This is a genomic window from Paracidovorax anthurii (genome assembly GCF_003269065.1).
Lineage (GTDB): Bacteria > Pseudomonadota > Gammaproteobacteria > Burkholderiales > Burkholderiaceae_C > Paracidovorax > Paracidovorax anthurii.
On the sequence record NZ_QLTA01000002.1, the window covers coordinates 109263 to 122122 of the forward strand.

Below are 12860 nucleotides of genomic sequence, written 5' to 3' on the forward strand. Positions count from 1 at the left end.
CTGGAAGCTGGCGGGAGGGTGGCGCGCAGGATGCTACACAGGCTGCGCGCGGCTGTCGGCGCCGGGGCCCGTTTGCCCCTGCGGCGCGTCAGGCGGCTGGACCCGGCCGTGCCCCGGCGCGCGTGGGGCTGCTGCAGTAATCTCGGCGGGCTATGAGGAGTATCGAACACCGCCTGCGGGCGATCACCCGGGTGGCCCTGAGCCACTATGTGGCCAATGGCCTGTCCGTGGCGCTGGGGCTGCTGCTGGTGTCGGCGCTGGTGCATGCCTGGCTGGGCGCGGCGGCGGCGGCCGCGGCCTCGGTGGGTGTCGTGGCCTGCTCGCCGCCCGATCTGCCAGGGCCGCGGCGCGGCAAGCTGCTGCAGATGCTGCCCGCGCCGTTGCTGGGCATTCCGCTTTTCTTTGCCGTGCAGTGGCTGTATGCAAGCCCGCTGCGATTGGGGCTGCTGCTCGTGCCGGGCACGTTCCTGGCGTTCCTGCTGATGGCCTGGGGCAAGCGGGGCATTCCCGTGGCCGTGGCGGTGATGTTCTCCATGGTGTTCTCGATGGCCGCCGTGTCGCACGGCGGGCCGCAGGGCGATCCGCTGCCGGCCGCGCTGGCGATCACCGGCCATTTCGCGCTGGGCGCGGGCCTGTACCTCGCCTACGCGCTGGCGGCCAACCGGCTGCTGAACGCGCGCTACCGGGTGCAGTCGGTGGCGGACGTGCTGCTGTCCCTGGCCGCGCTGATGCGCGTGCAGGCACGGCAGTTCGACCCCGCTCCCCGGACTCCGGAGGCGCAAGCCCCCGGGGCCGGGTCTCCTTCCGGGCCCGCCGCGCTCATGGGGCAGCTCCTGCTGCGCCAGGCCGCGCTGGCCGAGCAACTGCAATCGGCCCGCAACATCGTGCTGGAATCACCGACCACGCCCGCGCGCCAGCGCCTCGCCGGCATGTTGCTGCTGGTGCTGGAGATGCGCGACCACCTGCTGGCCTGCGAACTCGACGTGGATGTGATCAAGGCCCATCCGGGCCACGTGCCGGTGCTGAACGCGCTGCGCGGCGTGCTGCATGACATGGCCCGCGAGGTCGCGCGCCTGGCCGACGCGCTGCTCCGGGGCCGCCAGCCCGCGCCGTTCACCGACCGGCGTCCTGCGCTGGCGCAACTGCGGTGGAGCGATGCGCCGGCCCCGGAGGGGCCTGGCGCGGGGCCTTCCCCGCATGCGATGGCGCGCAGCCTGGCCGATCGCATCGGGCACATCAACGACGAGGCCCTGCGCATGATCGCGATGGCGCGCGGCGAGGCCGCGCCGGACCTGGCCGTGGTCCGGGCGAGCTGGCAGATGTTCGTGAGCCCCACGGCCTGGTCGTGGGCGCCGCTGGCCACGCTGTGGCGATGGGATGCTCCGCCGCTGCGCCATGCGCTGCGGGCCGCGCTGGCGATGGCCACGGGCTTCGTGCTGGCCCAGGCACTGCCCTGGGGCACCCATGCGTACTGGATGCTGCTGACCATCGTGGTGGTGCTGCGCGGCAGCCTCGCGCAGACGCTGGAGCGCCGCAACAGCCGCGTGGCCGGCACCCTGCTGGGCTGCGTGCTGGCGGCGGGCCTGCTCGCGGCGCATCTCTCGGCCCTGCAGCTCATCGTCTGTCTCACGCTGGCGCAGGCGGTGGCCCATGGTTTCGCCGTGCGCCGTTACCTGGCCACGGCCGTGGCCGCCACGGTGCTGGGGTTGGTGCAGTCGCACATGCTGCATGGCGGTGCCAGCCCGGCCTTCGACCTGCTGGAGCGGCTGGCGGACACGTTCATCGGCACCGGCATCGCCTGGGCGTTCTCGTACGTGCTGCCCTCCTGGGAGCGGTCACAGATCCCGGCGCTCGTGGCGCGCACCCTGGCAGCGCAGGCGCGCCATGCGCGCGAGGCGCTCGCGCTGGGGCAACTGCAGGCGGTGGACAACGCGCCCGAGCTGGCCTGGCGCCTCGCGCGCCGGGAGGCCTATGACAGCCTCTCGGCGCTGGTGCAGGCCACGCAGCGCTCGCTGGCCGAGCCGCGCGCGGTGCAGCCGCCCCTGGAAGCGCTGGAGCGGCTGCAGGCGCGCTGCTACCAGTTGCTCGCGCAGCTCACGGCCGTCAAGACCCTGCTGCTGCTGCGCCGGGGGCGGCTGGACGCGCAGCGGCTGCAGGCACCGCTGGAGCATGCGGCACAAGCCATCACGCACCTCCTGGAGGGGCCTGCGCAGGCCGTTCCGCCGCAGGCCACGTCGGCCTTGCCCGCCGACGATGCGCAACTGTGGCCCGATCCCCAGGAAGGCGACCTCTGGCCATGGATGGTGCGCCGCCTGGCGCTGGCGGTGGAGCATGCCGGGCAGGTGCGTACCGCCGCCAGCGAAGCGACGGGGCAGGAGAGCGCGCCCGGCTGATGGCAAGGCACCCAGTGCTTCAGCTCCGGGGTTGAAGGGGCACCGCAGGTTCGCCGGAGGGCGGGGTGGGCTCTTCCTCCTCCGGGATCGTCTCCAGGAAGCTGTTGGCCGAGCGGAACGATTCGAGGCTGCCGCTCGACGCGGTGCTGTAGCGGCTGCTGCTGTCGTTTTCGTCGCTGATGCGGAGCGAACGGCTGGCCGGTGCGGCCGGTGATCGGGGCGCTTCGGTGTGTGGTTCCGGAGGTGCATCCCAGGTGCGCGCGGGTTTGAGCTCCTGATCCAGCTCGCGGCGCAGCACGGGCTCGTAGGGGATCCACTGCGCCACCGTGCGCATGGCTTCCGCCCCCCGGTTGTTCTGGTGCTTGATGAAGAAGTCCACGCCGCGCTCCGCCTGCAGCTTGCCTTTCTCGCGCAGCAGCAGCAGGGTGGGCTCCCACATCGCTTCCTCCTGCAGGAGCGCGTCGAAGGCGGCGTCCTCGGCCTGCGCCCCTTCGGTGTCGCCCGATTCACGCGCCAGAGAGGCGAGTGCGCGGTGCACGTCCAGCAGGGGCGCCGCGGGCGCGCGCATGGCCTTGTCGGCAAACATGGCCGCAAAGCCGTTGCCGTGCGCGAACGCCTTGGTCTGCTTCATGAAGTGCGAGAGCTGGATGTCCGCCAGCAGGTGGTGCAGCGTCTCATCCACGCCGTCCCCCAGCTTGCCCGTGCCGTACTGGGCCCAGCCGTCCCATTCGGCGCGCACGTGGCGCTCGAAATCCCCGAACTTCGAATAATCGGTGGCACGGTCGCTGCGCACGGGGTCGATCTCGTCGCCGAAGAGGAACAGGGTGCAGAAATTGGTGGTGGCGTGCGCACTCAGTTCGCGCGCGTAGCCCGCGTCGAGTCCGCTCAGGCTGGCACTGGCGCGCTGCGTGGTGCCGTTGCCCGAGGGCTTGTCCTCCAGCGCTTCGACGAACTGCACGCTGGCCGTGGCGCGGCCCGAGACTTCCACGCGGGCGGTGGCCGTCGCATCGCGGTAGATCGTGGTCATGTACCCTGCCACCGTGGTGGCGGTCTGGCCGTTGTCCTGCCGCATTTTCAGCCCCGCGCTGGCGGCCACGCCGGCGCGGCGGCCCTTGTCGGCCACCTCGCCCACGCGCACCCCCACGCTGATGGATGCATTGGTTTCGGTTCCCATGCTGGAGCGCTGGGCGTCGTCGATGAGGCCGGCGCTCAGCTCCGGGTGGTGCGCGAGCAGTTCGTGCAGCCAGTCCTTGCGCGCCGGGGTTCCGTCGGGGTTGGGGGTGGCCAGGCGGATGAAATGCTCGTAGAAATCGAGGAATTCCACGTTCAGTTCGGGCTCGCGGCCCTTGCCGAGGCGGGGCAGGCGCAACTGGATGCCGTTTTCCACGCCCCGTTCGCCGCGCCAGCGCCAGTCGGCGGCCCCTGTGATGCCCAGCGCCGCCGTTTCGGTGCCCAGATCGACGGCATAGCCCGTGCTTGCGCCCGCGCCCATCTGTATCTGCGTGGTTTTCTGTTCGCCGATCTGCAGATACATCCCGGTGCGGCCCATGTAGAACTCCATCACGGAATCCTGGTTGTGCTGCATGGCCGCGTTGAGGCGCATCCCCATCCCGAGGACCGATGCTCCCAATGCCATGGCGGCGGAGACGGGCCCCGTATTCACGCCCCAGGTCTGCTGCCCGATCAGCCGCAGGCGGTCGCGCCATTCCAGTTGGCTGACCATGTCGCGCGTGAGGTCGAAAAGCGCCTGACCGTGCGTGACCTTGCCCGGATCTCCGTCGCGCAGCAGGCGGTCCGCTTCCCGCACTGCGTCACCGAACTGCGTGCCGTGCTGCTGCGCGTAGTCGTTCCAGGACACCGGCGACGGACCCGCTCCCGCAGCAGTGCGCACGGGCGAGCCCGTCTGCGGTGGCTGCTCCCGCATCAGGCTGTCCAGCATCGACAGAGCCTCGGGCACGGTGTGCGGGCGGCTGCGCAGGCGTTTCCAGGCGGCCTGCAGCGCGGGTTGCTCGCCGCCCTCGGTGGGCGTGGCACCGTGTTCGCGCGCCGTCTTGATGAACTGGGCGTGCAGCTCCTTGGCGCGCTCGCGTACTTGCGCAAGTGCCGCATCGTCCAGCACCATGGTCGTGCGGTCCGTGCCCTCGGGGGCCCACTGAATGGTTTCGGCAATGGCCCGCCAGGCCCGCTCCGCCCCGGACGGAATGTGTCCGGCAGGCATGCCGGCGCGCAGGCCGCTCAGCATTTCGCCGAGCTGCCCGGACGCTTTTTCCAGGGCCTCGTCGGCCCGGCGGCTCGGCGTGGGCAGCGCGGTGGCAGAGCCGACCTCCAGCGCTTCGGGCAGCGAGCGCAGCGCGTTGGGCTGGCCGCCGAACACCTGTGGCTGGATGCCGTTGTGCTCCACGTCGTGCAGTGCGTCCGCGATCCTCTGCAGGTGGCTGTTGGCACGTTCATAGGGCGAGCCCGGGGCATTGCTTTCGTAGCCGTTGCGCAGGGCATGGTAGGCGGCGCGCTCATCGACGGTGCAGGCCGCGAGGGCCTGGGCCGGCTGGGGGGCATGCGTTGCCGCCCGGGCCGCGTTGCGCGCATGGCCCAGCCACTGGCGCAGCGCGGCATCCTCGGGGGCGGCGTTGCGCAGCAGGTGGTCCGCGCGCAGGGCGAGGCGGGCCGCGGCCAGGCGCTCGGGCGATGCAGCCGGGCTGTCTTCGGGGCGCAGCAGGTGCGCGAGCACCTGCAGACCACGCGGAACGCGGGCCAGCAGGTCCACCGCCCGCCGTGCGGCGGGAGGCAGGTCGGTGCCCCCGATGTCGGCCGTGCCGTCCTTCGCTGGCGGTGGGATGAGATCGTCCCATCCATGGCTGCGCAATGCGTCGAAGGCCTGCAGCGCCTCGGCGGGATCGCCTCCGGCAGCTATTGCAAAGGCCTTGAGCCCCACGGCGAGCACGCCCGAGGGCGCGATGGCGTTCGCGCCGAAGGCGGCCTTGTCCAGGCCCTCCGTCCATCCTCGCAGGGTTTTTCGCAGCTCCGTCGCGGCGGCGGGGTCGGCATTCGCGTCCAGGCCCGGTAAGGTCTCCACCTGCTGGTCGATGATCTCCTGGCCGCGGTCCTTCAGTGCGGCGGCCGCGGCCTCGTCGGCGGTGCGGGCGGCGTCGAGTGCGGCCTCCAGGGTTTCGCGCCGCTGCGCCAGGGCGGGCAGCAGCGAGCGCAGGTCGGTGGCCTCGCCATCGGCCTGCAGGAGATCCCGGGCGATGATCGTGGCGGTGCGCTCCAGTTGCTCCAGCTCGCCCTGGGTGTCTGCGCACCTTCGTTCCAGCGCCTGTTGCCGGTCGAGCTGCCTGGCGAGCCGGGCCTTGAGCTCCCCCAGCGTGGCTTGCAGCGCATGCGGATCTTCCGCAGCGGGCGGCGGGTCGGCGTCCGACGTGCGGGACAGCAGTTCTCCCAGGGAACCCCGGCGCACTTTCGTCGAGTCCAGGGTGAGGCGAACCTGTTCGATCTGTTGCTCGATCACCGCCACTTTCTGGCGTGATGTGGCGATCTCCCTGTCCAGCGATTGGTGCAGTGCGGTCCTGATGGACTGCTGATGCCGCAGACCATGGGCTTTTTTCGTGGTGTGTGCGGCCCGGGTACCGTCCTCGGCCATTTCTCCGTCCAGCCGTTCAATGTGCAGTAGCACGAGGTGTTCGAGCGCTGCGGCCTTCTTGGCTGCCACGTCGGCCTGATGGTGGTGTTCCGCGGCCGCGAAGGCGCGGGCCTGGGCGGCTCCCTCGCTGCGCCAGGTGCCCTGGTCCTTGGCGTCGTCCTTGCCGATGGGCCGGTCTGAGGCAGACGGGCTGTTCTGGTAGCGCGTGAGTTCGGATTGCGCCACCGGCTTGCCGGCCCGCATGCCCAGCATCGTGCCCGCCTTGCCGAGATAGCGGCGCAGCGTCTTGACCGGTGCGCGGGGGCGGGGGGCGCAAGAGGGCTCGGGCACCGGCTCCGCGGGAGGGCTTTCCGGCAGGGGGTCCTCCAGATACTTGCGCACGCGCGCGGCCACGCCGAAGTGGGGCGACAAGGCCTCGCGCTGTGCCAGGGCGGGGTCGATCTGGTGGAGCTTGTGGTGGGCCTGCTTGCCGGGTTCGGGTTTGCCCGCATGGGCAACGTTCTGCGAATTGCCGGGAATCAGCAGCGTGAAATTGCGGGGGCGCAAGGAGAATTTCGACATGGTGTCCGTTGGGTCATCGGTGTCGTGCGCGCTCCCGGTCGGAATGTCCGGGATGAAGGTGGCTGGACGGCGGCCCCCCCGGGGGCTGTCCGTTGGCTGGCCACGACGCACTGATGATCGCGGCCCGGGCATCCGCTCGGCGATGGGAATGCGAAGTCCCATGCAGGCGCCCGAAGCAGGGGCTTGGACGGCCGGGCGAGCGCGAGTGTTGCGGGCGTGCTAAGTTCCGGGCCGACACAGATAACCCGGTAATAAGAAAACACGCACCATGACGAGCCAACTGCAGGAGAAAATCCGCGCGATGTCCGCGAGCCGGCTGACGGGCATGCGCCGTGGCATCGAGAAGGAGGGGCTGCGCGTGCTGCCCATGGGGGGCCTCGCGCTCACGCCGCACCCGCTGGCGCTGGGCTCCGCGCTCACGCATCCGCACATCACCACCGACTACAGCGAGTCGCAGATCGAACTCATCACCGGCGCGCGGCGGTCCGTGCAGGAATGCCTGGACGAGCTGACCGAGATCCACCAGTTCGTGCTGCGCACGCTGGCCGGGCAGGGTGGCGAGATGCTGTGGGTGTCGAGCATGCCCTGCGGCCTGCCCACGGACGAGACCATTCCCATCGCGCGCTTCGGTTCGTCGAACGTGGGGCGCGCCAAGAGCATCTACCGCATGGGCCTGGGCCACCGCTACGGCCGCCGCATGCAGACCATCTCGGGCATCCACTACAACTGGTCCATGCCCGGCATCGCGAGCGACGAATACTTCGCGCTCATCCGCAATTTCCGCCGCCAGGCCTTCCTGCTGCTCTACCTCTTCGGCGCATCGCCCGCGCTGTGCGACTGCTTCGTGCAGGGGCGCGAGCACGGGCTGCGGCGCCTGGGCGCCGATGCGCTCCATCTGCCCCACGCGACCTCGCTGCGCATGGGCCGCCTGGGCTACCAGAGCGATGCGCAGGCCACGCTGGCGGTGAGCTACAACGGGCTGGAGGGCTACGCCGATTCGCTGCACGAGGCCCTCACGCGCCCCTACCCGGCCTACGAGGCGCTGGGCGTGCGCAACCCCGGCGGCGAATACAACCAGCTCGGCACCAGCCTGCTGCAGATCGAGAACGAGTTCTACGGCACCATCCGCCCCAAGCGCACGGTGCGCCCCGGCGAGCGCCCCCTGCACGCGCTGCGCGACCGCGGCGTCGAGTACGTGGAGGTGCGCCTCATGGACCTCGACCCCTTCGCGCCGGTGGGCATCGATGCCACCACCATGCGCCTGCTGGACGTGTTCCTGCTGCACTGCCTGCTCTCCGACAGCCCGCCGGACACGCCCGCCGAGATCGAGGCCCTGAAGCGGAACCAGCACCTCACGGCCGAGCGTGGCCGCGAGCCCGGCCTGCGCCTGGAGCGCGGTGGCCGCGAAGTGCCGCTGGCCGATTGGGGCCTGGAGATCCTCGCGGAATGCGGGCCCATCGCCACGGCGCTCGATGCCGCCCAGGGCACGCAGGCGCACGCTGCCGCGCTGGCCCTGGCCCGCGAGCGGCTGGAGCGGCCCGCAGCCACCCCGTCGGCGCGCGTGCTCGCGCGCATGGCCGAGGCGCATGGGCAGAGCTTCACCGGCTTCGCGCTCGCGCAGTCGGAGGCCGCGCGCGATGCGCTGCTGGCCCTGCCGTGGTCCGATACCCAGCAGGCCCGCCATGAGCGCCTGGCCGCCGATTCCCTGGCCGAGCAAAAGGCCATCGAGGCTGCGGACACACTGGACTTCGAGGCATGGCGCGAGCGCTACATGGCGATAGATGCGGCCCCGGTGGCCGGCGACGCGCCCGTGGCGCAGACGGTGTAGCGGCGGGCGGCGTGGCCCGTGCCGCAAGGGGGGGCGGGTAGCTACTTACCCCGAGCGAAGCAGGAACAGCTTGGCGTACTGCTTGTGGACGTCCGACAAGCTGAAGTCGTCCGTCACGACGGCCTTGTATTTCTGGCTCAGTGCTGTGCCGGATGCCATGTTGCCGTTCTTGATATGGTCGAGCACGTCATTTCGCATCTCTTGCAGCTTCTCGCCCGTCATGCCCCGGTCCTTCAAGGCCTGGAGCGCCGCCTGGCGGCTCATGCCGACGATCGAAGTTGGCTTCGGAGTGGCGGGCGCCGGCCTGGCTTTCGGTGCGCTGGCGGTGGTGCGCGGCGCTTCCTGGCGGAAGCCGCCGGCGCTGGCGTTGGGGCGTGGCTGGGCGCTGGGCCTCGCGCCTGAGCGCGGGCCCGTGCCAGGGTCTGGTTCGGGCTTGCGGCCGGTTCCGGCCCGGGGATCGGGTTGCGGATCGGGCTTGGGGTCGGCACCCTGCTTGTCGTCCTGGGCAGGTTGGAGCATGAAATCCACCACCTGGGCCGTATCTTTCAGGAGCAGCTTGCGGACTTCCTGATCGTTGAATGCGCTGCGCAGGCGCTGCCAATTCTGGCCCAGGGGCGCTTGCGTCTTGCCCTCGTTCTTGGCGCCCAGGAAATCCACGACTTTCTGCAACTGGGCGTCGTTCATTTGGTCGATTTCGCTCAGCTGGAACTTGCTCAGCAGCTTCATCGCAGGTGCGTCCGGCGCGGAGCTGGTTTGAGCGGGTTGGAGCATGAAATCCACCACCTGGGCCGTATCTTTCAGGAGCAGCTTGCGGACTTCCTGATCGTTGAAAGCGCTGCGCAGGCGCTGCCAGTTCCGACCCAGGGGCGCTTGCGTCTTGCCCTCGTCCTTGGCGCCCAGGAAATCCACGACTTTCTGCAACTGGGCGTCGTTCATCTGGTCGAGCTCGTTCAGTTGGAATTTGCTCAGCAGCTTCATCGCGGGTGTGTCCGGCGCGGAGCCGGCCTGGAAGTCGGGCTTGCGGGCCTGGGCTCCGTGGGTGCTGCCGCCAGGGCGGCTGCCGGACGTGGTGCCGCGCCGGTCGGTGAACTGGGCGCTGCCGGCGGGGGCGGACGCGGTGCGCCGTGGCGGCATGTGGTCCTGGGCCATGCCGGGCCGGGAGCGGGGGCTCGTGGGTGGGGGCGCAGGCGGGGCGTCGCCCTTGGAGCGCATGCCGAAGGCGCTCTTGATGTTCGAAAAGGGAATTTTGGGGAAGTGGAACGACATAGTGTCCTCGGCCGGGTGGTGGACTCCTGCAGAGGCATGGAATGCCGCCGCCGCAAGCCCGTGCCCGGGTGCCTGCTTGCTGCGCGAGGCGCGCCATGCCCTTTCCCATCATGGGCGGGAGCGGAGAGGGCGGCACCGGGTGCGCCCGAAGGAAGTCCTGCCCTTGCGAACCCGGCGCCGCCACGATGGCCCCAGGAACCGGCCGCGCTGCCCTTCAGCGCCCGGCCGCCCGCGCCGCGCCGCGGATGCCCGAAAGCGTGCCCGTGGGCGTGATGGCCTCCGGGTCCTGCAGGCAGTGCAGCACGCTGGGCAGGCCGCTCGCGCGGGCGCGAGCCAGGGCGGGCGCGAAGTCCTCGGTGCGTTCGACGCGCTCGCCGTGGCCGCCGAAGGCCTGGGCGTAGGCCTTGAAGTTCGGGTTCTTCAGCTGCGTGGCGCTGACGCGCCCGGGGTATTCGCGCTCCTGGTGCATGCGGATGGTGCCGTACATGGCGTTGTCCAGCAGCACCACGATGAGGGGCAGGCCGTATTGCACGGCGGTGGCGAATTCCTGGCCGTGCATCAGGAAGTCGCCGTCGCCCGAGAACACCACCACCTCGCGCTGCGGCCACAGCCGCTTGGCGCCCACGCCGGCCGGCAGGCCATAGCCCATCGAACCGCTGGTGGGCGCGAGCTGGCTGGCATAGGCGGTGAAAGGCCAGAAACGGTGCACCCAGGTGGCGAAGTTGCCCGCGCCGTTGCAGAAGATGGTGTCGGCCGGCAGCACGTCGCGCAGGTGCCGCATCACCTCGCCCATCTGCAGCGGGCCGGGAATGCGGATGGGGGCCGGGTCGCTCCACGCGAGGTATTCGGCGCGCGCCTCGGTGGCGTGGGCGCTCCAGCGCACCGGGGCTGCGGGCCGTACCGGGGCGAGCGCGGCGGCGAAGGCCTGCGGCGTGGCATGGATGGCCTGCGCGGGGCGATAGAGCCGGCCCAGTTCGTCGGCGTCGGCATGCACATGCACCAGCGGCTGCGCGGGCACGGGAATGCCCAGCAATTCGTAGCCCTGCGACGGGATCTCGGACAGCCGCCCGCCCACCAGCAGCACCAGGTCGCTCGCGCGGATGCGCGCGACGAGTTTCGGATTCACGCCCAGGCCCAGGTCGCCGCTATAGCACCCATGGCTGGCCGGAAACAGCATCTGCCGGCGGAAGGAGCAATAGACCGGCAGGCGCCACGCCTCGGCGAAGGCCGTGAAATCGCGCACCGCGCGCTCCGACCAGCGGCTGCCGCCGAGGATGGCCACCGGGCGCTCGGCGGCGGCGAGGCGCCCGGCCAGCGCGTGCAGCGCATCGGCGCCCGGGTGCGTCTCGGCCACGGCATAGGGCAGGGCGTCGGCCACCTGCGCCGCGTCGGTGAGCATGTCTTCGGGCAGCGCCACCACCACCGGCCCCGGGCGGCCCGAGGTGGCGGCGTGGAAGGCGCGCGACACCAGCTCGGGCAGGCGGAGCGCATCGTCCACCTGCACCACCCACTTGGCCATGGTGCCGAAGACGGCCGGGTAGTCCAGTTCCTGGAAGGCCTCGCGCCCGAGCGCGCCGCGCGCCACCTGGCCCACGAAGACGATGAGCGGCGTCGAATCCTGGTGCGCGATGTGGATGCCGGCCGAGGCGTTGGTCACCCCCGGCCCGCGCGTGACGAAGCAGATGCCCGACTGCCCGGTGAGCTTGCCCTGTGCCTCGGCCATCATCGCCGCGCCGCCTTCCTGGCGGCAGACGGTGACGGCGATGTCGGCATCGTGCAGCGCATCCAGCACGGCCAGATAGCTTTCGCCCGGCACGCAGAACAGTTGCCGCACGCCGTGCAGGATGAGTTGCTGCACGAGGATCTGGCCGCCGGTGCGCGGGGCGAGGGCGTCGGAGGACGGGGCGGGGGCGCTGGAGGGCATGTGCGGACGTCTCTTGGTGGCGGGGTCCGTATCATCGCGCGATGCTGACCGCCGCCCAAGTCTTCGCCTTTCTCCTCGCCGCCCTGTTCATCACCGCCACGCCGGGGCCCGACAACCTCATGGTGCTGGGCATGGGCATGTCGCGCGGGCGGGTGCAGGGCATTGCCTTCGGACTGGGCTGCGCGCTGGGATGCCTGAGCCACACGCTGCTGGCGGTGGTGGGCGTGAGCGCGATGATCGCGGCCTCGCCCATGGCCTTCACGGCGCTCAAGTGGGCGGGCGGCGCCTATCTGGTGTGGCTCGGCATCCAGGCCTTGCGCCATGCCGGGGCGGGGGGCGGGCGTGTGGCCGCCGAGGGCCTGCCGCCGCAGCCGCTGCGCACGCTGTTCGCCAAGGGCATGGTGGCGAATGCCGTCAATCCGAAGGTGGCGCTGTTCTTTCTCTCGTTCCTGCCGCAGTTCGCCGTTCCGTCGCAGGGCGCCGTGGGGCTGCAGCTCGGCGTGCTGGGGCTGGTGTTCACGCTGCAGGCGGCCTTGCTGTTCGGCCTGCTGGGCTATTTCGCCGGGGCCATCGGCGGCTGGCTGAACCGCTGGCCGCGCGCGGGCCTGTGGATGGACCGTATCGCCGGCACCGTGTTCATCGGCCTGGGCCTGAGGATGGCGGCATCCCGCTGAGCCGCTCCGCCGCCGCGCCGGCGGCTTGCGCGAGCGCCGTCTCGGCGTCTTCCCGCCACCACTGCGCGGCGGCGTAGAAGCCTTCCCACACGCAGCCGTTGCAGCCGCGGCCGCAGCAGCTGGCGGGCTCTGGTGGCGGCGAGCGCAGGGCCACGCCGCACCCGGCCGCGTCGGCCTGCAGGCGGCTGAAGGCCGCGCGCGCGGCGGCCAGGGCACTGCCCGGCTCGGCGTGCGTCACCGCGGCCCGCGCCCGCGCAGGCGGCGCAACCCGTAGCGCCCCATGAACGCCAGGCCCAGCACCAGCGCGAACCAGCCCACCACGGACGCCTGCGCCATCAGGTCGCGCACGCCGAGCGAGCGCGCATAGTGGGGCGCGAGCAGGATCACGGCGCCGATGAGCGCGCAGGTCACGCCTTTGAAGAGCAGTTCGGACTCCTGCTTGCGCTCGGCGGCGGAAGAAGCGGTCGAAGGGGGCGTGGACGGAGGGCGGGTCATGGCGGCGGATGGAACCAGGGCGGCGGGCGGGTGGGTGGTCGGGGAGCGTGGCGGGCGAGGCGCCGAAGGCGATTATCCTTGC

General features: G+C 71.2%; 8 protein-coding genes. 3 read left to right on the plus strand and 5 right to left on the minus strand.

Translation table 11 applies throughout. The features are described 5' to 3' along the window. Positions 1-152: 152 nt before the first annotated feature. Positions 153-2393, plus strand: coding sequence for an FUSC family protein (locus tag AX018_RS01620; RefSeq protein ID WP_111875559.1), 2241 nt, complete (start codon positions 153-155; stop codon positions 2391-2393). A 19-nt stretch (positions 2394-2412) separates the two neighbouring features. Here AX018_RS01620 and xopZ read toward each other — a convergent pair whose 3' ends face one another. Next, on the minus strand, positions 2413-6591 hold the full coding sequence (gene xopZ, locus AX018_RS01625) for a XopZ family type III secretion system effector (protein WP_146749195.1): 4179 nt from the start codon (positions 6589-6591) through the stop codon (positions 2413-2415). Positions 6592-6859: 268 nt separating this feature from the next. Between xopZ and gshA the strand changes: the two genes are divergently transcribed. Beyond that, positions 6860-8419 (plus strand): glutamate--cysteine ligase, encoded by a 1560-nt coding sequence (gshA, locus tag AX018_RS01630; RefSeq protein WP_111875564.1) that lies wholly within the window; start codon positions 6860-6862, stop codon positions 8417-8419. Between the two features lie 45 nt (positions 8420-8464). On the opposite strand, the gene AX018_RS01635 is transcribed toward gshA, so the two are convergent. Both AX018_RS01635 and AX018_RS01640 read right to left on the minus strand, forming a co-directional pair. Beyond that, positions 8465-9568 (minus strand): hypothetical protein, encoded by a 1104-nt coding sequence (locus AX018_RS01635; protein ID WP_146749196.1) that lies wholly within the window; start codon positions 9566-9568, stop codon positions 8465-8467. A gap of 331 nt (positions 9569-9899) precedes the next feature. After that, the gene (locus AX018_RS01640; RefSeq protein WP_111875567.1) at positions 9900-11609 is read right to left on the minus strand and encodes a thiamine pyrophosphate-binding protein; all 1710 of its coding nucleotides are present in this window, start codon (positions 11607-11609) and stop codon (positions 9900-9902) included. Positions 11610-11650: 41 nt separating this feature from the next. Here AX018_RS01640 and AX018_RS01645 point away from each other — a divergent pair, with 41 nt between their 5' ends. Further along, complete coding sequence (locus AX018_RS01645) at positions 11651-12283, plus strand: LysE family translocator (RefSeq protein WP_111875570.1); 633 nt, start codon at positions 11651-11653, stop codon at positions 12281-12283. Here the strand turns inward: AX018_RS01645 and AX018_RS01650 are convergent. Further along, positions 12246-12521, minus strand: a complete 276-nt coding sequence (locus tag AX018_RS01650) for an oxidoreductase-like domain-containing protein (RefSeq protein ID WP_111875572.1) — start codon at positions 12519-12521, stop codon at positions 12246-12248. The genes AX018_RS01645 and AX018_RS01650 overlap by 38 nt on opposite strands. Next, positions 12518-12778, minus strand: a complete 261-nt coding sequence (locus tag AX018_RS01655; RefSeq protein ID WP_111875574.1) for a hypothetical protein — start codon at positions 12776-12778, stop codon at positions 12518-12520. The genes AX018_RS01650 and AX018_RS01655 overlap by 4 nt, the downstream gene beginning before the upstream one ends. Between the last annotated feature and the right edge of the window lie 82 nt (positions 12779-12860).